The organism is Bordetella sp. N (assembly GCF_001433395.1).
Lineage (GTDB): Bacteria > Pseudomonadota > Gammaproteobacteria > Burkholderiales > Burkholderiaceae_B > Bordetella_C.
Genome location: NZ_CP013111.1, coordinates 5,477,992 through 5,501,800 on the forward strand (window position 1 = coordinate 5,477,992; position 23,809 = coordinate 5,501,800).

Here is a 23,809-nt window from a genome sequence, read left to right on the forward strand (position 1 = left end):
CTTCAATTCCGGAGTTTGTAGCCGCTGGCCAGCAGGCGTATCGCATAACCGGCCAATGCCAGGAACACCACGCTTACCACTGCCAGGCTGCGCCAGGGCGACACGTCGGAAACCGAGAAGAAGCCGTAGCGGAAGCCGTCGATGGTATAGAACAGCGGGTTCCAATGCGAAACGCCCTGCCAAAAGGCCGGTAGCGTATGAATGGAGTAGAACACGCCGGACAGGAAGGTCGCCGGCATGATGAGGAAATTCTGGAAGGCCGCCAACTGGTCGAATTTCTCCGAATACAGGCCGGCCACCAGGCCCAGGCTGCCCATGATGCCGCAGGCGAGCACGGCGAACACCAGCACCCACAGCGGATGGGCGGGGTGCATCGGGGTGAAGAACAGCGCCACCACCCAGACGCACACGCCCACGGTCAGGCCGCGCACGACGGCGGCGGAAACGTAGGCCAGGAACAGATCCCGGTACGACAGCGGGGGCAGCAGGATGAAGACCAGGTTGCCCGTGATGCGGCTCTGGATCAGGGACGATGAGGGATTGGCGAAGGCATTCTGCAGCATGCTCATCATCATCAGGCCCGGGATCAGGAAGGACGTGTACGGCACCGTGCCGTAGACCTGGACCTTGTCCTGCAGCACCTGGGCGAACACCACCAGATACAGCAAGGCCGTGATGACGGGCGCGGCGATGGTCTGGAACGCCACTTTCCAGAAGCGCAGCAATTCCTTGCGCAGCAGCGTGGGCAGGCCGGAGCCGGCGTTCGTATCGGGCGCCACCAGGGGCAGCGCGCGCGGTTCGAGGGGCGGGGTCACGATACGACCTCCGTCAGGCGGTTGTCTTCGTCTTGCGTGCCGTCGACGGGCTCATCTTCCGCGTGCATGATGCGCACGAAGGCATCTTCTAGGTCGACCCCGCCGACGCGGGCCAGCAGCGCCTGCGTGGTGTCCAGCGCGACGATGCGGCCGCCCTTGAGCATGGCGATGCGGTTGCACAGCGTTTCCGCTTCTTCCAGGTAGTGCGTGGTCAGCAAGATGGTATGGCCGGCCTTGTTCAGGCGGACGATGAATTCCCACAGGGTGCGGCGCAAGTCGACGTCGACGCCCGCGGTGGGTTCGTCCAGCACGATGACCGGGGGCCGGTGCACCAGCGCCTGGGCCACCAGCACGCGCCGCTTCATGCCGCCCGACAGCGCGCGCATATTGGCGTCGGCCTTGTCGGCCAGCCCCAGGTTGAAGAGGATTTCGTCGATCCAGTCGTCATTGCGGCGCAAGCCGAAATAACCGGATTGGATGCGCAGGGTTTCGCGCACCGTGAAGAAGGGGTCGTAGACCAGTTCCTGCGGCACCACCCCCAGCGAGCGGCGGGCCATGCGGTAGTCGCTCACCACGTCGTGGCCACAGACGCTGGCGCTGCCGCTGGTGGCGCGGGCCAGGCCGGCCAGGATGGAGATCATGGTGGTCTTGCCGGCCCCATTGGGGCCCAGCAGGCCGAAGAATTCACCGTGCTCGATGGTCAGGCTGACATTGCGCAGCGCCTGAAAACCCGGCTTGGCTGGCTTACCCAGCCATTTTTTCCACCCGGGGCTGCGCGGGGTGTAGATTTTCGAGACGTTTTCGAGGGAAACGGCAGACATGAGACGGCAAAGGGCGCGTAAAAGAGCGAATCACGCATTATACGGTCGCCGCCCGCCGGGGCAGGCGACCATATGTGTCCCTATTATTGATTGCGCTGGTTCAGCGCCTTGATCAGGCCGTCGATGCCGTTCTGGTTGATCTGCTGCGTGAACTGGTTGCGGTAGTTCTGGATCAGCCAGATGCCTTCCACGTTCAGGTCATAGATCTTCCAGCCGCTGGCGGTCTTTTCCAGGCGGTAGTCGACACCGGTGTTCTGGCCATTGGACTGGCTGATGCTGGTACGCACCACCACGTCGTCGGCCTTGGCGTCGCCGCGGAAGGGCAGCGTCTTGACGGTGGTCTGACCGTCCACGCGGGTGAGCGCGCCGGCGTAGGTGCGCACCAGGGTGCCGCGGAAGGCCTCGGCCAGCGCCTTCTGTTGCGCCGGGGTGGCCGTGCGCCAGTTGCGGCCGGCGCTCAGGCGGGTGGTCTTCTCGAAATCCACGTAAGGCAGGATCTGTTGCGTCACCACCTGGTTGACCTTTGCGGTATCGCCGGCCTTGACGCCGCCGCCCGCCTTCAGGGCATTCAAGGTGTCGTCGGCGACTTGCTGGATGAATTGGTCAGGCGCGCCGCTGGCGTTCGGGGCCGCGTGGGCCGCCTGGTTGGCGGCCAGGCCGAGCAGGCCCGCCAGGGCCAGGCGTTGCAACAGGGAAATAGCGGGAAACCGCATGGGGACTCCTTCTGAATACGGAATGACGCGGCACACCGGCAAACGGCGTGCCGCGCAAGATGGGTGTCAGCGCTTGGCCGGCGATACGGTGCCCGACTGATTGGCGCCCGGGGCGGGTACCGTCGGGGCCGACGTCGCGGGCGCCGTGGACTTGTCGCCCGCCGCGTCGTCGTCATCGCCGTAGTCGGGCAGGTTGTCCTGCGACTTCTGGCCCATGACCATGGCGTTACGGCGTTGCAGATACGCGTCGCGCACGAAGCTGTAGGGATCCAGGGCGATACGGTCGACCGTGTCGGTGGCGTCCAGCAGGCTGGCGCGGCGGTCGACGATCTGCAGGCCGTACAGCGAATTGCGTACGCGCACGTTATCGATGGCGCCCACGCTGGTGTAGGTGTTGCCGAAGAAGTCACCCGTCAGGCCGACCCCGTCACGCACCGAACTGGGGCCCCAGAACGGCAGCACCAGGTAAGGTCCCTGGCCGAAGCCCCAGACACCCAGGGTGGTGCCGAAGTCGTTGGGGATGCGCGGCTGGCCATTGGCCGTGGCGACGTCGATACACCCGCCCACGCCCAAGGTGGTGTTGAACAGGAAGCGGCCCATCGTGTTGATGGCATCCAGGCCACGGCCCTGCAACATGCTGTTGGCGGCGGCCCAGACGTCGGCCACGTTGTTGAACATATTGTGGACGCAGGTACGTACCGGCTGCGGCGTCACGTAGGTATAGCCCACGGAGATCGGCCGCAGGAAGTTGCGGTCGACCGCGTCGTTGAACGAGTACACGCCGCGGTTGAAGCCTTCCCACGGGTCGCGCGGATCGGGTTGCTGCACGGACGCGCAGCCGGCCAGGGTCACGGCGGCGGCGGCCAGCGAGGCAGCGCGGGTCAAGCCGGACCAGGAAATGGGATTAAGGCGCCAACGACGAATATTCATTTTTTTGCTTGGTATCTGTTCAGGCTTCTCGGAGGAGACGCCACGTCGACCGCGACGTGGGACGTCACGGAAGTGCTCAATTCTTTGGGGCCGCGTCCCCGGCCGGTGCGGAGCCCTGCTTTTCCGCCGTTCCGTACAAGAACTGGCTGATCAGGTTTTCCAACACGACGGCGCTTTGTGTATAGCGGATTTTTCCGCCATCGGCAAAATTATCTTCTTCGGTGCCGGCGGTGACACCGACATACTGTTCGCCCAGCAGGCCCGAGGTCAGGATGGCGACCGAGGAGTCCTTGGGGAACTGGTAGCGGCTGTCCACCTGCAGGGTGACGACCGCCTGAAACAGTTTGTCGTCGAAGCCGATCTTGGCGACGCGGCCAACCACGACGCCGGCGCTCTTGACCGCCGCCCTTTCCTTCAGGCCGCCGATGTTGTCGAAGTTGGCGCTGACGGTGTACGTCGGCGCAAAGGAGAATGTGCTCAGGTTGCCGGCGCGCAGGGCCAGGAACACCAGGGCGGCGGCTCCCAGCAGCACGAACAGGCCTACCCAGAAATCGGTTTTTTCGCGTGACATAAGTATCCGTCAGGTATGCGTATCAGTATTCAGCAGAAGTAAATCGGTTGCCTATGCGCCAAAGGCCTGGTGGCCAGGCGTCAATTGCCAAACATCAGCGCGGTCAGCAGGAAATCCAGGGCCAGCACGGCCAGCGAGCCCACCACCACGGTGCGCGTGGTGGCGCGCGCCACGCCTTCCGGCGTCGGCCTGGCTTGCCAGCCTTCGTAAAGCGCGACCAGGGTCACCGTGATGCCGAACACCACGCTCTTGATCACGCCGTTGAGAACGTCGCTCCAGACGTCCACGCCGCCTTGCATCTGCGACCAGAACGCGCCGGCGTCGACACCGATGAGCATCACGCCGACGACCCAGCCCCCCATGATGCCCACCATGGAAAACACCGCGGCCAGCACCGGCATGGCGATGATGCCGCCCCACAGGCGGGGCACCAGCACCCGGCGCATCGGGTCGACGGCCATCACTTCCATGGCCGACAACTGCTCACCGGCTTTCATCAAGCCGATCTCCGCCGTCAGCGACGTGCCCGCGCGGCCGGCGAACAGCAGGGCCGTGACTACCGGGCCCAGTTCGCGCACCAGCGACAGCGCCACCAGCAGGCCCAGCGATTCCTCGGAGCCGTAGCGGCGCAGGGTGTAGTAGCCCTGCAGGCCCAGCACGAAGCCGACGAACATGCCGGATACCGCAATGATCAGCAGCGAATAATTGCCGATGAAATGGATCTGCTGCGATACCAGGCGCGGCCGGCGCAGGATGATGCCGCTGCGGCCCAGCAGGGCCAGGAAGAAGCGGGTGAAATAGCCGAGGCCGCCGATGGTGCCGCGGACACTGCCGCCGAGGCGGGAAATCGGGCCAGGGCGGCTCGTTTGACTGCTGTCCGTCATGGCTTGTTGCCCTCCTGGCGCGCCAGCCAGCGCGTGAAGGCCGGGGTTTCGGGATAGTCGAAGGCGACGGGACCGTCGGGCGCGCCGTCCAGAAACTGGCGCACGTAGGGGTCCTGGGAGGCGTTCAGCTCCGCCGGCGTGCCGGCGGCGGCCTGGCGGCCCCGGCCGACCAGGTAGACCCGGTCGGCGATTGAAAAGGATTCCTGCACGTCATGCGTGATCAGCACCGATGCGCAGCCCAGGCGGTCGGCCAGGCTGCGGATCAGGCGGGCGGTGATGCCCATGGAAATCGGATCGAGGCCGGCGAACGGTTCGTCATAAAGAATCAGTTCGGGCTCCAGCACGACGGCGCGCGCCAGTGCCACGCGGCGCGCCATGCCGCCGGAAATTTCCGCCACCTTCAGATGCGCCGCGGCGCGCAGGCCGACGGCCTGCAATTTATCGAGCACGCGGCTGACGATGTCGGCTTCACCCAGCTGCGTGTGTTCACGCAGCGGAAAGGCGACGTTTTCAAAAACGTTCAGGTCGGTGAACAGCGCGCCCTGCTGGAACAGCACGCCCATGCGCTTGCGCAAGCCTTGCAGCTGGGCCGGCGTGGCCTGGGCCAGGTCCTGGCCGAACGCGCGCACGGAGCCGGCGCGGGCAATCAGTTGCCCGGTGGCTGCCCGCAACATCGTGGTCTTGCCTGAGCCGGAGCCGCCCATGACGGCCACCACCTGGCCCGGCGCCACCGTCATGGTGATGCCGACAAGGACAGTGAATTCGCCGTATCCCAAGGAAACTTCGTCGAATTGCAGCGCAGCGTCGGTAGGGTTTGCTGGAAGGTCGGACATAAAGGTGAAGGCCAGAGGGCGGATTCATTCCGTCCCCCGAATTCTGGACCGCACATTGTATAGCCTGAGCATGAGGGGGGCCTCCCGACGACTCTGAGGGCCCATGCGATTTTTCCCGCCACCCTGAAAACGCCGGCCAAAACGCGCTTGATTGTCCGAGGGGCTTGATTAAACCCTGGTTTCAGTCGGCATCGTCGTCGAATTGGGTATAAATTCGTGGCAATTTCGCGACATTGGATAGCGGACGTAACCGGCGGATTTTGCGCGGCGATTGCGCATCGCCGTGTCAGCACAGCGGCGCACCAGCGCATCAGCGCATCAGAGGATCAGCGCAGGACCAGGCAGAAGACCAGGGCGCCGGCGCCCATCAACAGGAAAGGGCTGATGCGCGTATAGATCAGCAGCACCGTGGCCACGGCCGCCACGCCCCATGCCCAGGGCCCGCCTTCCGCGGCTCGAAGGATGGTGCACGAGGCCGCCAGGATCATGCCGGCCGCCACCGGCGCCAGGCCGCGCTCGATGGCTCGGGTCCACAGGCTGTGTTTGTAGCGCGCCCAGACGCGGGCCAGGCCATAAACCAAAACACTGCTGGGCACGAAGATGGCGACGGACGCCATCAGCGCGCCGAGCACGCCGGCCACCTGCCAGCCGACCAGGGTGACCAGGATGGACCCTGGACCCGGGGTCACCCGGGACAAGGCGAACAGGTCGAGGAACTGGTTGTCGTTCATCCAGCCGTAGACATTGACCGCCTGGCGGTGGATGTCCGCCACCACGCTTTGGCCCCCGCCCACGGTCAGGAAGGAAAGCGGCGAAAAAACCGCCAGCAGATCGAGCAGATGAGCTGGCATCACGGTTTCCATCCACGCGCCGACGGGTCCTGGGCTTCCGCTTCGACCTGCAACCGTGCTTCGGCTTCGTCTTCGGTCTCGCCGACGGCCGCGCGATCCAGCTGGGTACCGCCAGCCCGGCGCAGGCGCAGCCAGGCCAGGAAAATGGATAAGGGCGCCATCGTCCCGACTACCCACAGCAAGGGCCATTGCGCCAGGAAGATGCCGGCGAAGGTCGCCACCATGATGACGATGGGCGCGGCGCCGACCGCGGCCCGGTAAGCTGCTCGCAAGCCCATCTGCAGGGACAGGCCGACGGCCGCCGCGGCCACCCCGGCCAACAGCCGGTGCGCCAGGGGCGCATGCGCCACCTCGCCGAAGGCGGCGGCCACCACGATGGCCACGATCATGGCCGGCACCACCATGCCCAGCGCGCCGACGAGCGCGCCGCGGCTGCCGCGCAGTTGATAACCGATCCAGATCGCCAGGTTGACCACGTTGACGCCGGGAAAGGCCTGCGCCAGCGACAGGCCGCTGAGGAATTGCTCTTCCGACAGCCAGCGCCGCCGCTGGACGAATTCGCGCAGCATCCAGCCGCTGAGTCCCCCGCCGAAGCTGGTCAGGCTGATTTTGCTGAATGCCGTGAAAATCTGCCCCAAGGTGGGCGGCGCATCGAGTGCGAGGGGCGGCGGGGAAACGGTGGCGGGGGATCGCACGGGAGCACCGGGGGAAGAAGGGCGCCGGCGCGGCCGGCAAATATATACCTGGCACGCGCGGCTGAAATGCCTGGCTCAAACGCGTACCGATATTGGCGCCGATCTTACCCAAAACAGTTGTCTAAAGACTTAATTGGAGGATGCTTATCCGCAAACGCAGGATTTGCGCCACGGCCGCGCAGAGGCCTCAAGAAGAAGAACCCGCCGGACATGACATCCGGCGGGTTCTGATCTGGTGAGCATGCTCGGGGTGTCGAGCAGGCTCTGTGCCTTAACGCGGCAGGTCGCTGTCACCCATCAGGAAGGCATCGACGGAGCGCGCGCATTGGCGGCCTTCGCGGATGGCCCAGACCACCAGCGACTGCCCGCGACGCATATCGCCCGCGGCGAAGATCTTGTCCACGCTGGTGCGATAGTCGTCCGTGTTGGCGCGCACGTTGCCGCGGCTGTCGCGGTCCACGCCGAAGGCATCCAGCACCTTCTGCACGGGCGACACGAAGCCCATGGCCAGGAACACCAGGTCGGCCTTCATTTCGAATTCCGAGCCTTCCACTTCCTGCATCTTCATCTGGCCCGTGGCTTCGTCCTTGACCCACTCGACGCGGGCGGCGACCAGCTTCTTCACCACGCCGTTTTCGCCTTGCAGCGACTTGGTGGTGACGGCCCAGTCGCGGTCGCAGCCTTCTTCGTGCGAAGACGACGTGCGCAGCTTGACCGGCCAGTAAGGCCAGGTCATCGGCCGGTTTTCCGATTCGGGCGGTTGCGGCATCAGTTCGAACTGGGTGACCGACGCGGCGCCGTGGCGGTTGCTGGTGCCCACGCAATCGGAGCCGGTGTCGCCACCGCCGATGACGATGACGTGCTTGCCCTTGGCCAGGGTCTGGTTGGCCAGACGGTCGCCCGCCACGGCCTTGTTCTGCTGGCGCAGGAAGTCCATGGCGAAGTAGACGCCTTCCATCTCACGGCCAGGCACCGGCAGATCGCGCGGCGCTTCCGAACCGCCGGTCATGACCACGGCGTCGAACTCTTCCTTCAGCGACTCCGGCGTGCGGGTGGTCAGGCCATCGGCAGCGTCAGCGGGGTCGCCGACATACGTCGACGGGCAGAACTCCACGCCTTCGGCTTCCATCTGCGACATGCGGCGGTCGATCTGCGACTTCTCCAGCTTGAAGTCGGGGATGCCGTAGCGCAGCAGGCCGCCGATGCGGTCGCTCTTTTCAAAGACCGTCACGGCATGGCCGGCGCGCGCCAGTTGCTGCGCGCAAGCCAGTCCCGACGGACCCGAACCGATGACGGCAACCTTCTTGCCGGTCTTGCGCACGGGCAGCTGCGGCGTGACCCAGCCTTCTTCCCAGCCTTTGTCGATGATGGCGTGCTCGATCGACTTGATGCCCACCGCGTCGTCGTTGATGTTCAACGTACAGGCAGCCTCGCAAGGCGCCGGGCAGATGCGGCCGGTGAACTCGGGGAAGTTGTTGGTGGAGTGCAGCACGTCCAGCGCCTTGCGCCATTGCTGCCGGTACACCAGGTCGTTCCAGTCCGGGATGATGTTGTTGACGGGGCAACCGTTATTGCAGAACGGGATGCCGCAGTCCATGCAGCGGGCAGCCTGCTGCTTGGCCTGGTCGTCGTCCAGGTGCAGCACGAACTCGCGCCAGTTCTTCAGGCGCGCGGTCGGCGCCGCGTAGGCCTCGTTCAGGCGCTGGAATTCCAGAAAGCCGGTGATTTTTCCCATGGTAGTGCTAAGTCCTATACCTGTTGGCGGGGCGGGCGGTATGTGTATGTGCGGTTGCGATCAGGCGGCCATCTTGCGAGGATTGGCCGCACGCCACATTTCACCCAGCGCGCGCTTGTAATCAGTCGGCATGACCTTGACGAACTTGCCGCGCGAAGCTTCCCAGTCGCCCAGGATTTCGCGGGCGCGGTAGCTGCCGGTGTAGCGGAAGTGTTCTTCCACCAGGCGGCGCAGGATGGCTTCGTCGGTTTGCCGTTCATGGCCGCGCTGCGCGCTGTGCCAGACGTCGATGTTGTTCAGCGCTTCCTGCTCGCTGTGCGGCAGGACGCTGTCCAGTTCGACCATGGACAGGTTGCAACGGTGGCGGAAGCTGCGGTCCGGATCCCAGACGTAGGCCACGCCGCCGGACATGCCCGCGGCGAAGTTACGGCCCGTGCCGCCGAGCACGACCACGGTGCCGCCGGTCATGTATTCGCAACCATGGTCGCCGGTACCTTCGACCACTGCCGCGGCGCCGGAGTTGCGCACCGCGAAGCGTTCACCCGCGACGCCGTTGAAGAAAGCCTCACCCGCCAGCGCGCCGTACATGACGGTGTTGCCGACGATGATGTGGTCCGGGCCGAAGCCGCGGAAGTCGTTGGGCGAGCGCACGATGATGCGGCCACCCGAGAGTCCCTTGCCGACGTAGTCGTTGCCTTCGCCCACCAGGTCCATGGTGATGCCGTGGGCCAGGAACGCGCCGAAGCTCTGGCCGGCGGTGCCGTTGCACTGGATATGGATGGTGTCGTCCGGCAGGCCTTCGTGGCCATAACGCGAGGCCACCGCGCCCGACAGCATGGCGCCGATGGTGCGGTTGCGGTTACGCACGGGAACGATGAATGACACCTTCTCGCCACGTTCAATGGCCGGACGGCTGCGTTCGATCAGTTGATGATCCAGGGCCGCGGCCAGGCCGTGATCCTGTTCTTCGACCTGGCGCACCGGACCGTCGGTGGCCGGCTGGTAGAACACGCGGCTGAAGTCCAGGCCGCTGGCTTTCCAGTGGCCGATGCCGGCGCGGGTGTCGAGCAGGTCGGCGCGGCCGATCAGCTCGTCGAAGCGGCGGATGCCCAGCTGGGCCATGATTTCGCGCACTTCCTCGGCGATGAAGAAGAAGTAGTTGACGACGTGCTCGGGCTTGCCCTGGAACTTGGCGCGCAGGACGGGGTCCTGGGTGGCCACGCCCACCGGGCAGGTGTTCAGATGGCACTTGCGCATCATGATGCAGCCTTCCACGACCAGCGGCGCGGTGGCGAAGCCGAACTCGTCGGCGCCCAGCAGCGCGCCGATGACGACGTCGCGGCCGGTCTTCATCTGGCCGTCGGCCTGCACGCGGATGCGGCTGCGCAGGCGGTTCAGCACCAGGGTCTGCTGGGTTTCAGCCAGGCCCAGTTCCCACGGCGTGCCGACCTGCTTGATCGACGACACCGGCGATGCGCCCGTGCCGCCGTCATGGCCGGCGATCACCACGTGGTCGGCCTTGGCCTTGGCGACACCCGCGGCCACCGTGCCCACACCCACTTCGGACACCAGCTTGACCGAGATCGAGGACTTGCTGTTGACGTTCTTCAGGTCGTGGATCAGCTGGGCCAGATCTTCGATCGAGTAGATGTCGTGGTGCGGCGGGGGTGAAATCAGGCCCACGCCAGGCACCGAGTAGCGCAGCTTGGCGATGTATTCCGACACCTTGTGGCCGGGCAGCTGGCCGCCTTCGCCGGGCTTGGCGCCCTGGGCCATCTTGATCTGGATCTGGTCGGCGCTGGACAGGTACTCGGCGCTGACGCCGAAACGGCCCGAAGCCACCTGCTTGATCTTGGAGCGCAGCGAGTCGCCCGCGGTCAGCGGCACGTCGGCCGCGATGCGGTCCTCGCCCAGGATGGTGGCGAGCGTGTCGCCGTCCTTGACGATGCTCTTGCCGCCGTTGCGCATTTCACCGCGGTAACGCAGTTCGTCTTCGCCGCCTTCGCCGGTGTTGGACTTGCCGCCGATACGGTTCATCGCCACCGCCAGCACCGAGTGGGCTTCGGTGGAGATCGAACCCAGCGACATGGCGCCGGTGGCGAAGCGCTTGACGATGTCCTTGGCCGATTCGACTTCGTCCAGCGAGATGGCGCGGGTGGGATCGAAGCGGAACTCGAACAGGCCGCGCAGGGTCATGTGGCGACGGCTCTGGTCGTTGATGATCTGCGCGTATTCCTTATACGTGCGGTAGTTGTTGGCACGCGTGGCGTGCTGCAGCTTGGCGATGGAATCCGGCGTCCACATATGCTCTTCGCCGCGCACGCGGTAGGCGTATTCGCCGCCCGCTTCCAGGTCGTTGGCCAGCACGGGGTCGCTGCTGAAAGCGGCGCGATGCAGGCGCAGGGCTTCCTCGGCGACCTCGAAGATGCCGATGCCTTCGACGTTGCTGGACGTACCGGTGAAGTACTTGTTGACCAGCCCCGACTGCAGGCCCACGGCTTCGAAGATCTGCGCGCCGGTGTAGGACATATAGGTCGAGATGCCCATCTTGGACATGACCTTGTTCAGGCCCTTGCCGATGGCCTTGACGAAGTTCTTGACCGCCTTTTCCGGGTCGTCCATCTGTTCCAGCGCTTCCAGCGCCAGATACGGGTGGATGGCTTCGGCGCCGTAGCCGCCCAGCAGGGCGAAATGGTGCACTTCGCGCGCCGAACCGGTTTCCACCACCAGACCGGTGTTGGTACGCAGGCCGGCGCGGATCAGGTGCTGGTGCACCGCCGACGTGGCCAGCAGGGCCGGAATGGCGACGCGGTCGTTATCGACCAGGCGGTCGGACACGATCAGGATGTTGAAGCCGCTGCGCACCGCATCCACGGCGCGCGCGCACAGGGCCGCCACGCGGGCTTCGATGCCCTCGCGACCCCAGGCGGCCGGATAGGTGATGTCCAGTTCCTGGCTGCGGAATTTCTTGCCGGTGACCTGTTCGATGTCGCGGATCTGCGCCATGGCGGCGCCGTCCAGCACCGGCTGCGCCACTTCAAGGCGCAGCGGCGGGTTGACGTTGTTGATGTCCAGCAGATTGGGCTTGGGGCCGATGAAGGACACCAGCGACATCACCATCTGTTCACGGATGGGGTCGATGGGCGGGTTGGTGACTTGAGCGAACAGCTGGCGGAAATAGCTGTAGAAGGCCTTGGGCCGGTTCGACAGCACGGCCAGCGGCGCGTCGTTGCCCATGGAGCCGATGGCTTCTTCGCCGCTGGTCGCCATGGGTTCGAGAATGAACTTGTAGTCTTCCTGGGTCCAGCCGAAGGCCTGCTGGCGGTCCAGCAGCGACGAGGCCGACCGCGTCGGGGTGTTGACGGTCTTGGGAGCCGGCAGCGATTCCAGCTTGACGCGCAGGCGTTCGATCCACTGGCGGTAGGGACGCGAGTTGGACAGTTGCGACTTGATTTCGGCGTCGTCGATGATGCGGCCTTGTTCCAGGTCGATCAGGAACATCTTGCCGGGCTGCAGGCGCCACTTCTTGACGATGCGGTTTTCCGGAATGGGCAGGGTGCCGGATTCCGACGCCAGGATGACCATGTCGTCATCGGTGACCAGGTAGCGCGCCGGGCGCAGGCCGTTGCGGTCCAGGGTGGCGCCGATCTGGCGGCCGTCCGTGAAGGCCACGGCGGCGGGGCCGTCCCAGGGTTCCATCATGGCGGCGTGGTATTCGTAGAAAGCGCGCCGGCTTTCGTCCATCTGCGTGTGCTGTTCCCAGGCTTCCGGGATCATCATCATCATGGCGTGGGCCAGGGAATAGCCGGAGTTGACCAGCAGTTCCAGGCAGTTGTCGAACGTTGCCGTATCCGACTGGCCTTCGTAGACGATGGGGTACAGCTTGGGCAGGTCGTCGCCCAGCACCGCCGACTGCATCATGCCTTCACGGGCGCGCAGCCAGTTGAAGTTGCCCTTCACCGTGTTGATTTCGCCGTTGTGGGCGATCATGCGGTAGGGGTGGGCCAGCGGCCAGGCGGGGAAGGTATTGGTCGAGAAGCGCTGGTGCACCAGGGCGACCGCGGAAATCGTGCGCGTGTCGGCCAGGTCGCGGTAATAGCGGCCAACCTGGTCGGCCAGCAGCAGGCCCTTGTAGACGACGGTACGCACCGACGCCGAAGGCACGAAATATTCCTTGCCGTGGGCCAGACGCATGTTCTGGATGGCGTGGCTGGCGGTCTTGCGGATGACGTACAGCTTGCGTTCCAGTGCGTCCGGCACCATCACGTCGGCGCCGCGGCCGATGAACAGCTGGCGGATCACGGGTTCCAGGCCACGCACGGCGGGCGACATGGGCATGTCCACGTCCACCGGCACGTCGCGCCAGCCCAACAACACTTGACCCTCGGCGCGCACGGCGCGTTCCAGTTCCTGTTCACAGGCCAGGCGCGACGCGGTTTCCTTGGGCAGGAAGACCATGGCGACGCCATATTCGCCCGGCGGCGGCAGGGTCACGCCTTGCTGGGCCATTTCCTCGCGGTACAGCGCGTCGGGGATCTGGATCAGGATGCCGGCGCCGTCGCCCATCAGCTTGTCCGCGCCCACGGCACCCCGGTGATCGAGGTTCTCCAGGATCTTCAAGCCTTGCTGAATGATGGCGTGGCTCTTGCGGCCTTTGATGTGGGCCACGAAGCCGACGCCGCAGGCGTCGTGCTCGTTGTTCGGGTGGTACAGACCCTGGGGGGCGGGCATGCCGATGCGCGACGCGTCGATGGGCTGTGCCGGCGGACAGGAGGAAGAGGTCATAGAGGCGGACATATAGCGCTCCAGGGCGTGGGGCTGCTGAAAATAAGAAATCTACGGGCGTAATGTTGCAACGCGAGTCGCGACGATACTGCGCTGCAACGACGCTCGCAAGGGAAATAAATAGGGTGCGTCCCTAAATCATTTCAGAGGATGTGTAATTTGAGATAAACGGGGACGGATAAACTAAGCTATCAGCCTGTCCCTTTGAAAAGACTCAATAAAAAAACCGGGACGGACCCGGTTTTTTCGATTTTTACCCCGGTGGGGGATGTCTCAAGGTGTTTCGGTAGGAACCGGCTCCGCGGGCTTCTTGCGCGGGCGTCCACGCTGGCCCGGGGTGACGCGGCGGCTGGCGGTATGCGACAGGGAGGCGATGAAGGACGGGCCACCCAGGGCCCACTGGCCCTGCACCGCCTGGTCGACGCGCTGGATCTGCTCTTGCGACAGACCTTCCTGCAGGCGGCGGCGGTAGTTGGCCTGGCGGTCGAACGGCGTGTTGCCACAGGACCAATAGTCCGCGTGGTCCGACATCCAGGCAGCCTGGGTCGCCGCCGTGCCGGTGTGGCCGGCCGCCGAGGACCAGGGCCACAGTTCCGCATCATGGGTGGCGCCGCTGCGAACGGCGTAGGTTTCCAGCCAGACCAGGGCCGGCAGCACCCAGGCGCCGGGTTCGACCAGGGCCGAGCGGTAACGGCCCGCGAATACCCGGCCGCCGCGCAGGCGCGCAGCCAGGTTACGGCCCAGCGTCTGCATCAGGCGCGGCAATCCTTCCCCGTCCACGGGCGTGGCCAGCAGCAGGATGCGATCGCTGGCGAGCAGCCAGCCATGCAGCGCGACGCGATTCCGCGTGGCGGTCTCGCCGAGCCAGGTGGCGACCTGATTCAGAGTGTCCGCCGGCGCGGGCTGCGACGGCGCGGCCAGCGGGTGGATGAAATTGGCGAGGACAAGTTGAGGCAGTCCGGGAGCGTACAGTCGGGGCAGGCGTGCCATAGGGTCTCAAATCTTGAGCATGCGGCGCGCAAAAGAGCGCATTGGCAATAAATGGTACCGCGTAAAAGCCGCCGCGCAATACCAAGTACATCCAAGATTACCCGACTCCCCGCCGTTGCGGCACCCCTGCCCGACCGTGGGATTGTGTCGAACTGTCCCCGTCCGCTCAGGCAACACAGGCGCGGGTTAACATTTCCAGGCTACGTATCCCTCGTTTTTGCCGTCTTCTTGGTCCCTTTCGCGTTCATTACAGGAGTTTCCCTATGGCTGGTCTGGAGCTGATTTCCCAGCATCGTTGCTTCGGTGGCTGGCAGCGCTATTACCGCCACGATTCCGCCGAGATCGGTCTGCCCATGCGCTTTTCGGTTTTCGTGCCGGCGCAGGCGGAACAGGGACGTGTGCCTGCCCTGTTCTACCTGGCGGGCCTGACCTGCACCGAAGAAACGTTCATGATCAAGGGCGGCGCGCAGCGCCTGGCCGCCGAGCTGGGCCTGCTGCTGGTCAGCCCGGACACCAGTCCGCGGGGCGCTGGCGTCCCCGGCGAGGACGACAACTGGGATTTCGGCACGGGCGCCGGGTTTTACCTGGACGCTACGCAGGCGCCCTGGAGCCAGCACTACCGCATGTACAGCTACGTCACGGAAGAGCTGTACGGGATCGTGACCGGCGAGCTGCCGGGCGATGCCACCCGCACCGGCATCTTCGGCCATTCGATGGGCGGTCATGGCGCCCTCGTGCTGGCCTTGCGCAATCCCGCCAAATTCCGCTCGGTGTCGGCGTTCGCGCCGGTGGCGGCGCCCAGCCAGTGTCCCTGGGGTCACAAGGCCTTCGGTAACTATTTGGGACCGGACCGCGCCGCCTGGGCGGCCTATGACGCCACCGAATTGATGCGCCAGGCGCAGGCGCCCTTCCCGGGCGGCATCCTGGTGGACCAGGGCCTGGCCGATAGTTTCCTGGCCGAACAGCTGTACCCGGACGCCTTCGAAGCCGCCTGCGTACAGGCACGCCAGCCCCTGGATCTCCGCCGCCACGAGGGCTACGACCACGGCTACTACTTCATCTCCACTTTCATGGAAGACCACCTGCGCTTCCACGCCAAGAGGCTGACCTGAGCTGTTACGCCTTGTCTATATCGAAACAGAAGGCCTGGCCGCACAGGGTTGACGAGGTCGATATACTGAAACTGTCGAAAGCCCTAGCGGGGTAGCGGATTGGCTGTGGCTCCTTTCCTGTGGATTCTTGTTCCGGCCCTGGTGGCCTTGCTGATCGGTGCCGGCCTGTTCCTGGGCCGGGGCGGTCCGCGCGACATCAACGGGCGCAAGCAGTTCCGTCTGCGGCCGCTGCGCCGGCTGGTCGGGCTGCTGATCCTGGCCCTGGCGATGGTGTCCGGCCTGCTCGGCGGGTCGCTGTACCAGTTCCACCGCCTGACGACGGATCAACCCGTGGCAAGCATCAGCCTGGAACAACAGGGCGAGCGCCAGTATCTGATTACCTGCCAGCTGGAAGGCCAGCCTCCGCGCCAGTTCCGGGTGCAGGGCGACCAGTGGCAGATCGACGCCCGCGTGGTGCGATGGCAGTTGCCGGCGCTGTTGGCCGGGGTGCCGCCGCTCTACCGTATGGACCGGCTGTCCGGACGCTACGAGGATCCGGTGGCGGAACAGTCTCAGCCGCGCACGGTCTATCCTCTGGGCGATACCCGGGCGCCGGACCTGGCGACGCTGAAGCGCAGCTTCCCCACCTGGTTGCCCTTCGTGGATGTCCAGTTCGGCAGCGGCGCCTATATGCCCATGTTCGACGGCGCCCGCTACCGGGTGTTCCTCGATCCCCGGGGGGCGCTGTTCGTCCGCCCCGACGGCCAGGCCACTACCGACGGGCTGAAACAGCGCGGCTGGTAGGCCTATTTCCCTATTCGCTGACAGGGATCAGGGTCATATAAGCCATAGTCGGGAACTATGACCATAATGCGTCTGTCCAATTAGCACTCACGCACATCGAGTGCTAAGATCAGTTCCACTTTATTCAGGTTTCCTGGAGAAAACTCACCATGAAACAAGCAAATTCTTCGTTGACCGTCTCTGGTAACGCGCTCTCCCTGGCCATCGGCAACCCCGGTGCGCTGGGTACGATCGACGCGTATATCTCCACCGTCAACCGTCTGCCGGTGCTGACCGCTGAGCAGGAAACTTCGCTCGGCCGTCGTCTGCGCGACAACGAAGATCTGGGCGCCGCCCGCGAGCTGGTGCTGTCGCACCTGCGCCTGGTGGTGTCCGTCGCACGCCAGTATCTGGGCTATGGCCTGCCGCATGCCGACCTGATCCAGGAAGGCAACGTGGGGCTGATGAAGGCCGTCAAGCGTTTCGATCCCGAGCGCGGCGTGCGCCTGGTGTCCTTTGCCGTGCACTGGATCAAGGCCGAGATTCACGAGTACATCGTGAAGAACTGGCGCCTGGTCAAGGTGGCGACCACCAAAGCCCAGCGCAAGCTGTTCTTCAACCTGCGCAGCATGCGTCCGGATGGCAAGACGCTGGACACCCATCAGGTCGACGAGATCGCGAGCAAATTGAACGTGCGCCGCGAAGACGTCAGCGAGATGGAAGTGCGCATGTCCGGTCGCGAACTCTCCCTGGAAAACCAGGACGAGGACGACGACAGCTACGCGCCCATCGCCTATCTGTCCGACGAAGGCCGGCAGGAGCCGACGCGGGTGCTCGAGCGCAAGGCGCGTGAGGATCTGCAGGGCGAAGGCCTGAAGGGCGCGATGGACAAGCTGGACGAACGCTCGCGCCGCATCATTCAGGCGCGCTGGCTGCAGGACGACGGCGGTTCCACGCTGCACGAACTGGCCGCGGAGTTCGGCGTGTCGGCCGAGCGCATCCGCCAGATCGAGGCGGCGGCGCTGAAGAAGATGCGTGGTTCGTTGGCGGCGTAAATCGGTCGCTGGGGTAACGCTCGGATACAACTCACCAGGAAAAAACATAATCCTGGCGAAACTAAATCCCCGCCAACGTACCTAATCAATTCGGGCTGCATGCTGAACGCAATGCCAGTACTGCGGCCTCACCTGTCTCGGCTTCTCCTCTTTCCCCTCCCCTATGAGACAGGTGGTTCACGGGGCACCTACGCGGTGCCCCGTTTTTTATTGGCGCGCGCCGACGGAAACTCGCCCGCGCTAAGCCGCCTGGTCCGCCTCGAACTGCGCCCATCCCTGCAACATCGCTTCCCACGCCCTGGCATCCAGCCGCCGTACGCCGGTGGCGACCGAGCCATCGGGATACAGCTTCAGCCAACGGTAGCCGGGCGCGCTGGTGTCCAGGCGATGGCGGCCGTCACGGATGGTGAATTGAAAGCACGTCGACGGCGTCGCCAGCAGCCGCATATTGCCGCGCCGACGATCGAATTCCTGATGCACATGGCCCCATAGCAGCAAGCGGATATTGCGCCAGCGCCCAAGGTGGCGGAACAGCTCGGTGGCGTTGTCCAGCATCATGGTGTCGTGCCAGTCCGGCGTCATGGGAACGGCGTTGTGATGCAGGGCCACCAGCACCGGCCGCGGTCCCGCGCTGGCGGCCGCCGTATCCAGCAACTCAAGTTGCTGCCGGTCCAGATGCCCGCCGTTGGAGCCCGCCACCGTGGAGTTCAAGGTGATGACCCGCCATGCGCCGACATCGGTGACCGGCTTGGCCCAGTTGCCCAAGGCGCGCGCCAGCACGGCGGGGGCATCATGGTTGCCGGGCAGGCAACGCACGGGCAGGCCCAGTTCACCGACCATGCGGGCGAAGCGGCGGTAAGACGCGTCGCTGCCGTCCTGGGAAAGATCCCCCGTCGCCAGCACGAGATCCGCGTCGCAATGCTCCCGGTGGATCTGGTCGACCACGGCGCGCAGGCTGGCTTCGGTATCGACGCCCAGCATCAGGCCCGGATTCGCGCACAGATGCGCATCGCTCAGATGAATGACAAGGATGGGTCGGTCGGCGTGAGCCGCCGGGCCGGGCGCAGGGGCAGGCTCGGCGGTGGGGCCGGTGGACGCGGGGGGATGAACTGGTGGCAAAGGCGACTCCGGCAACTTATACGGGTAGCGCAATGCGTACTGCACGAATCACGCTGCTCCTCACCTTAGCGAAATTCGGTCGCGGGCGGCATCGTCCATGAATCCATTCGGGTAACGAAAAGTGCTTTCAGATTCCCTTCCAAAGCCCCACAGGGCGCCCTGGCAGGCGCGGACGTGTAAAAAAGTCCGCTATTCTCTACGGTTAACGGGATAGAGGCGGCGGGATAAAAAGATATGGATGTGGGAATACTTGTTTTCGGCTTGTCGACACTGCTGACGCTGGTGTGCTTCATGCCGCCGCTGGCGGGGCGGCTGAAACTGCCCTATTCGGTGCTGCTGGCCATCGTCGGCTGCCTGCTGGGCCTGGGCATGCACATGCATGGCTGGGCGCCGCCGGTGCTGTCCGACATGCTGGACTCGATCGAAAAGTTCGAGATCTCGTCGGAAACTTTCCTTACCGTTTTCCTGCCCGTCCTGCTGTTCGAAACCGCGCTGTCGATGAACGTCCGGCGTCTGTTGGACGATATCGGGCCCATCCTGATGATGGCCATCGTCGCGGTGCTGGTCTGCACGGTGGTGGTCGGCTACACGCTGCATTGGTTGTCGCCGTACGGTCTGGTCGCCTGCCTGCTGCTGGGCGCCATCGTCGCCACCACCGATCCGGCCGCGGTGGTCAGCATCTTCCGCGACCTGGGCGCGCCGAAGCGCCTGACCACCCTGGTGGAAGGGGAAAGCCTGTTCAACGACGCCGCGTCCATCGCCTTGTACTCGGTGCTGGTGGGCATCATGACGGGGCAGAGCAAGCTGTCGGTCGGCAACGTGTTCACCGACTTCGTCGTCCACTTCGTGGGCGGCGGACTGGCGGGGTATTTCATGGGGCGCCTGGCCTGCGTGCTGTTCGCCTGGCTGCGCGGCTTCCCGGCGGCGGAAATCACGCTGACCCTGACCCTGGCCTATCTCACCTTCTACGTGTCCGAACACTATCTGGGCGTGTCCGGCGTGGTCGGCACCGTGATCGCCGGCCTGGTGGTCGGGTCGACGGGCCGCACCCGCATGGCGCCGACCACCTTCGAATACCTGACCAGCGCGTGGGCGCAATTCGGCTTCTGGGCCAATTCCCTGATCTTCCTGTTCGCCGCCATGCTGATTCCGCGCATCATGGAAGAAGCCACCGGCGCGGACTTGTGGCTGATCCTGGTGTTGTTCGTCGCCACGCTGGTGGCTCGCGGGATCGTGGTGTTCGGCATGCTGCCTCTGCTCAAGCTGACGCGGCTGCGCACCAGGGTCAGCCGGGCCTACAAGACCGTGATGCTGTGGGGCGGCTTGCGCGGCGCGGTGTCGCTGGCCCTGGCGCTGGCGGTGACCGAGCGGGAGGACGTGCCGGAAGCGGCGCGCCAGTTCGTCGCGGTGGCGACCACCGGCTTCGTGCTGCTGACGCTGTTCGTCAACGGCATCAGCCTGCGGCCCTTGATGCGCCTGCTGCGGCTGAATGAGCTGTCCCAGATGGAACGCACCATCCGCAACCAGGCGGTGATGGTGGCGCTGGAGGACCTGCAGGGCAAGACCGAGGAAGTGGCCAGCGCGGATCACATCGGGCCGGAAGTGCGCGAGCGCATCCGCACGGTGTTCGACAACAGCCTTCAGGCGATCCGCGACGGCGAGGTCAGCAGCATGTCGCTGGACGCCCGGGTGTCGGTGGGCCTGGCCATCCTGGCGCGCCGCGAAGAGGAAATGTTCTTCGACGTGTTGAAGGCGCAGATCGTCGACTGGCGTCTGGCCGAATCCCTGCTGGCGCGCTCTGAACGCCTGGAAGACGCCGTCCGCGCGGGCGGCCTGGGCGGGTTCGAGAACGGCATCGCGGCGGATGTGCGTTATTCAAAAGCCTTCCGCGTGGCGCTGCGCATGCACTATCTGTTCGGCTTCCAGCGCTGGCTGGCGTCCGAACTGGGCCAGCGGTTTGCCGCCTTGATGTGCAAGCGCACCGTGGCGCAAAGGTTGATCGCGTTCGCCGGCCAGCAGATCAAGCCGCTGTTGGGCGAGGAAACCGCCGAAGTGCTGGTGCGGGCGCACCAGCGCCGCCTGGACGCTATCGAAAACGCGCTGCAGGCGCTCAATCTGCAATATCCGTCTTACGCCTTGTGGTTGCAGGAGAGCTATCTGGGCCGCGTGGCGCGGCAGCTGGAGCGCATGCGTTATCGCGAGATGCTGGGCCAGTCGCTGATCAGTGGCGAAGTCTATGCCGATCTGGTGCAGAAGCTGGAACACCGCTGGGCCCACATCGACCGTCATCCGCCGCTGGATATCGAGATGAGCGCCACCGAACTGGTCAAGCGGGTGCCCCTGTTCGAGCAGCTCAGCGCGGATTCCCTGCGCGCCATCTGCAAGCTTCTGAAGCCGCGTTTGACCTTGCCGGACCAGCTGGTGCTGGGACATGGACGCAATGTCGACGAAATGTGCTTCGTCGCGTCGGGCGCGGTGACGGTGCATCTGCCTGACCACACGACGGTGGAACTGGGCAGCGGCGAGTTCTTCGGCGAGCTGGCCCTGCTGGGCGAGCAGGTCATGATGCCGGAGGTCACCTCCCTGGGCTACAGCAAACTGCTGATGATGTCGGCGCGCGACTTCCGCGCCCTGCTGGCGCGCGATCCCGGCCTGCGTGAAGGGATAGAGACCGTGGCGCGTCAGCGCATGCGGGCGATCGAGGTGTGGCGGCAGTTCTCGTCCGCCAACGCGCCTACTCCGCCTGCCACGCCCACCCAGCCGACTCAGCCCTAGCCCTCGTCGCAGTCGCAGGCGGGGGCTAAGCCGGGGTCTTGGCTGGGGTCTACGCCAGATTCACCGGCCGGCCAGCTCGTCGGCGATCACCAGGGCGGCTTCCAGGGTGAATTCGCCTGCCGCCACCATCTCCAGGGCGCGGGCGGGTTCGACGGTGGCGATCTCCATGACCTCGCCGTCGCGATTGGCCGGCCGCACATGCGCCGGCAGCACGCAACGGCTGACCAGCAGGTCTTCCACCTGATAGCCCTCCGGCAGGCGGCGGTGCATGCGCAACACTGTGCGCATGGGCTCGCGCGCCTGGATGTCGGGCGCGTCCAGCCCCGCTTCTTCGCCGCATTCGCGCACCAGCGCCAGGTCCAGGTCCTCGCCGCTGCCGGCCAGGCCGCCCACCAAGGTATCCCACATGCCGGGATCGGTGGATTTGCTCAAGGCCCGGCGCGCGATCCACAGGCGGCCGTCGGGGGTCCAGGCATTCAAATGCACGGCGCGCGTCAGCAGGCCCAGGGGACGCACCGCGGCGCGCTCGATGGCGCCGACCGGGCGGCCGGTCTGGTCCAGCACATCCAGCAATTCATCGCGCCAGCCCCGCAGGCAGTTGGCGTCGCGCAGCGTCTGGGCGACCTGGGCCAGTAACGGGTTGACGGCGGGCTCCCGGCCCGGCTCGCTGCCCGCATCCGCCTCCGGGTTTACACCCAGCCAAAGGGCGTCCTTCTCCACCTTTACCCCGGCCAGATGCCGCAGTGCATCACAGGCGGCCAGGGTGGCCAGGCCACAGGGGACGCCGGCCACGAAGACGGGGCGGGACAGCTCCTGTGCCGGCTCCACGGCGCGCTCTTGCAGCAAGGCATAAAGCTCGCGTGCGTGCGCGGCCAGGGCGGGCCAGCGAGTCCCTGTCGACGCGGGGTCGGCAAGGGGGCGGACGGCATCGTCCGAGAGCGGGGGGAGCGTGGATTTTTGCTGCATGGCGGCGATTCTAGTGCAGGGATGGCGGGCCGTGCTGATGGGTAGCCAGCAATTACACGGAGTGACGTGTCCGTTATAATCCGCCCGTTTCTTTGTGATTCGAGCAGGATCGAAGGGGAGGCATTCGCCCCCTCAGAATCCGCCAACCAATAATTACGCGTTTCCGTGTCTGTCCACGGTGTAACCGCGGTTGGGTAGGGCCTCACGCGTACTGCAAAAAGGGTCAGCATGAAGAAGTGGTGGAGAGGGTTACCCGGCGCCTGTGGCATGCTGGTTGGCGGCGGGGCCCGGGCGCAGGTCGTCGATATGCCCGGAGGACCGAAGGTCAATCAGCTGAATCTGCACGAAGGCGTCACGCAGATTGCACATAATGTGATGTGGCTGCACTGGATGATGCTCACCATTTGCGTGGTGATCTTCCTTGGCGTCTTTGGCGTCATGTTTTATTCCATTTGGGCGCACCGCAAATCTAAGGGCGCCGTACCCGCCACCTTCCACGAACACGTCGGTGTCGAAGTCGCGTGGACGGTCATTCCCTTCCTTATCGTCATCGCCATGGCGCTGCCGGCCACCAAGGCCGTGGTCGCCATGAAAGATACGTCCAGTCCGGATGTCACCATCAAGGTCACCGGCTACCAGTGGAAGTGGGGTTACGAGTATCTCGACGGCGCCGCCAACGGGGTCAAGTTCTACTCCAACCTGTCCACGCCGCGGGCGCAGATCGAAAACCGCGAGCCCAAGGGCGAGTTCTACCTGATGGAAGTCGACAACCCCATGGTGGTGCCGGTCGACCAGAAGGTGCGCGTGATCACCACGGCGGTGGACGTCATCCACTCCTGGATGATTCCGGATTTCGGCGTCAAGCAGGACGCCATTCCCGGCTTCCTGCGCGACACCTGGTTCCGCGCGGAAAAGGTCGGCACCTATCGGGGCCAGTGCGCCGAGCTCTGTGGCAAGGACCACGCCTTCATGCCCATCGTGGTGACGGTGCTGTCCAAGGACGACTACGCCAAGTGGGTCGACGACCAAAAGAAGAAGATGGCGGCGCAGGCTGACGATCCCAACAAGGATTGGACCGAGCCCGAGCTGATCGCCCGGGGCGAGAAGGTGTTCGGCGCGAATTGCGTGGTCTGTCACCAGGCCAACGGCAAGGGCGTGCCCGGTTCCTTCCCGGCCCTGGACGGCGATCACATCGTGCTGGGTCCCAAGGCTGAACAGATCAAGACGGTGCTGCTGGGCCACCCCGGGACGGCCATGCCGGCCTTCGGCGGACAGCTGAACGACGTCGAGATCGCGTCGGTGATCACGTATACGCGCCATGCCTGGGACAACAAGGGCAAGGGCCAGGATCCGACCATCAAGCCGGCCGACGTCAAAGGGGCGCGCTAAGCGCGCCG

At 65.1% G+C, this 23,809-nt stretch carries 19 protein-coding genes; 5 read left to right on the forward strand and 14 right to left on the reverse strand.

Annotated elements, in window-relative coordinates; translation table 11 throughout:
- Positions 1–2: 2 nt before the first annotated feature.
- The 12 genes from ASB57_RS23670 to ASB57_RS23725 all read right to left on the reverse strand — a co-directional run bounded on the left by ASB57_RS23670 (position 3) and on the right by ASB57_RS23725 (position 14,623).
- A complete protein-coding gene (locus tag ASB57_RS23670; RefSeq protein WP_057654411.1) occupies positions 3–815 on the reverse strand; it encodes an ABC transporter permease in 813 nt (270 codons plus the stop codon).
- Positions 812–1,636, reverse strand: coding sequence for an ABC transporter ATP-binding protein (locus tag ASB57_RS23675; protein ID WP_057654412.1), 825 nt, complete (start codon positions 1,634–1,636; stop codon positions 812–814). The genes ASB57_RS23670 and ASB57_RS23675 overlap by 4 nt, the downstream gene beginning before the upstream one ends.
- An 83-nt stretch (positions 1,637–1,719) precedes the next feature.
- Positions 1,720–2,349, reverse strand: coding sequence for a phospholipid-binding protein MlaC (locus tag ASB57_RS23680; protein WP_057654413.1), 630 nt, complete (start codon positions 2,347–2,349; stop codon positions 1,720–1,722).
- A gap of 66 nt (positions 2,350–2,415) precedes the next feature.
- Positions 2,416–3,279: a VacJ family lipoprotein gene (locus ASB57_RS23685; protein ID WP_082621790.1), complete on the reverse strand. Its 864-nt coding sequence runs from the start codon at positions 3,277–3,279 to the stop codon at positions 2,416–2,418.
- 76 nt (positions 3,280–3,355) lie between these two features.
- Positions 3,356–3,850 carry an outer membrane lipid asymmetry maintenance protein MlaD gene (gene mlaD / locus ASB57_RS23690; protein ID WP_057654414.1) on the reverse strand — a complete coding sequence of 165 codons (495 nt, stop codon included), beginning with the start codon at positions 3,848–3,850 and terminating at the stop codon, positions 3,356–3,358.
- Between the two features lie 80 nt (positions 3,851–3,930).
- The gene (gene mlaE / locus ASB57_RS23695; protein ID WP_057654415.1) at positions 3,931–4,734 is read right to left on the reverse strand and encodes a lipid asymmetry maintenance ABC transporter permease subunit MlaE; all 804 of its coding nucleotides are present in this window, start codon (positions 4,732–4,734) and stop codon (positions 3,931–3,933) included.
- Positions 4,731–5,567 carry an ABC transporter ATP-binding protein gene (locus tag ASB57_RS23700; RefSeq protein WP_057654416.1) on the reverse strand — a complete coding sequence of 279 codons (837 nt, stop codon included), beginning with the start codon at positions 5,565–5,567 and terminating at the stop codon, positions 4,731–4,733. The genes mlaE and ASB57_RS23700 overlap by 4 nt, the downstream gene beginning before the upstream one ends.
- Before the next feature lie 326 nt (positions 5,568–5,893).
- The gene (locus ASB57_RS23705; RefSeq protein WP_057654417.1) at positions 5,894–6,418 is read right to left on the reverse strand and encodes a chromate transporter; all 525 of its coding nucleotides are present in this window, start codon (positions 6,416–6,418) and stop codon (positions 5,894–5,896) included.
- Complete coding sequence (locus ASB57_RS23710) at positions 6,418–7,113, reverse strand: chromate transporter (protein WP_082621791.1); 696 nt, start codon at positions 7,111–7,113, stop codon at positions 6,418–6,420. The genes ASB57_RS23705 and ASB57_RS23710 overlap by 1 nt, the downstream gene beginning before the upstream one ends.
- A gap of 271 nt (positions 7,114–7,384) precedes the next feature.
- On the reverse strand, positions 7,385–8,848 hold the full coding sequence (locus ASB57_RS23715; protein WP_057654418.1) for a glutamate synthase subunit beta: 1,464 nt from the start codon (positions 8,846–8,848) through the stop codon (positions 7,385–7,387).
- Between the two features lie 60 nt (positions 8,849–8,908).
- Positions 8,909–13,645: a glutamate synthase-related protein gene (locus tag ASB57_RS23720; protein ID WP_057654419.1), complete on the reverse strand. Its 4,737-nt coding sequence runs from the start codon at positions 13,643–13,645 to the stop codon at positions 8,909–8,911.
- Between the two features lie 261 nt (positions 13,646–13,906).
- The gene (locus ASB57_RS23725) at positions 13,907–14,623 is read right to left on the reverse strand and encodes a hypothetical protein (RefSeq protein ID WP_057654420.1); all 717 of its coding nucleotides are present in this window, start codon (positions 14,621–14,623) and stop codon (positions 13,907–13,909) included.
- 263 nt (positions 14,624–14,886) lie between these two features.
- On the opposite strand from ASB57_RS23725, the gene fghA reads away from it, so the two are divergent.
- The 3 genes from fghA to rpoH all read left to right on the forward strand — a co-directional run bounded on the left by fghA (position 14,887) and on the right by rpoH (position 17,552).
- Positions 14,887–15,735, forward strand: coding sequence for an S-formylglutathione hydrolase (gene fghA / locus ASB57_RS23730; RefSeq protein WP_057654421.1), 849 nt, complete (start codon positions 14,887–14,889; stop codon positions 15,733–15,735).
- A gap of 99 nt (positions 15,736–15,834) precedes the next feature.
- Positions 15,835–16,518, forward strand: a complete 684-nt coding sequence (locus tag ASB57_RS23735; protein ID WP_057654422.1) for a hypothetical protein — start codon at positions 15,835–15,837, stop codon at positions 16,516–16,518.
- A 149-nt stretch (positions 16,519–16,667) separates the two neighbouring features.
- Positions 16,668–17,552, forward strand: coding sequence for an RNA polymerase sigma factor RpoH (gene rpoH / locus ASB57_RS23740; protein ID WP_057654423.1), 885 nt, complete (start codon positions 16,668–16,670; stop codon positions 17,550–17,552).
- A gap of 240 nt (positions 17,553–17,792) precedes the next feature.
- On the opposite strand, the gene ASB57_RS23745 is transcribed toward rpoH, so the two are convergent.
- A complete protein-coding gene (locus ASB57_RS23745; RefSeq protein ID WP_057656388.1) occupies positions 17,793–18,584 on the reverse strand; it encodes a phosphodiesterase in 792 nt (263 codons plus the stop codon).
- 321 nt (positions 18,585–18,905) lie between these two features.
- On the opposite strand from ASB57_RS23745, the gene ASB57_RS23750 reads away from it, so the two are divergent.
- On the forward strand, positions 18,906–21,446 hold the full coding sequence (locus ASB57_RS23750; protein ID WP_057654424.1) for a cation:proton antiporter: 2,541 nt from the start codon (positions 18,906–18,908) through the stop codon (positions 21,444–21,446).
- Between the two features lie 60 nt (positions 21,447–21,506).
- Here the strand turns inward: ASB57_RS23750 and ASB57_RS23755 are convergent, their stop codons facing one another.
- A complete protein-coding gene (locus ASB57_RS23755) occupies positions 21,507–22,322 on the reverse strand; it encodes an NUDIX hydrolase family protein (RefSeq protein ID WP_057656389.1) in 816 nt (271 codons plus the stop codon).
- Between the two features lie 318 nt (positions 22,323–22,640).
- Between ASB57_RS23755 and coxB the strand changes: the two genes are divergently transcribed.
- The gene (coxB, locus tag ASB57_RS23760; RefSeq protein ID WP_057654425.1) at positions 22,641–23,801 is read left to right on the forward strand and encodes a cytochrome c oxidase subunit II; all 1,161 of its coding nucleotides are present in this window, start codon (positions 22,641–22,643) and stop codon (positions 23,799–23,801) included.
- Positions 23,802–23,809: the final 8 nt, after the last annotated feature.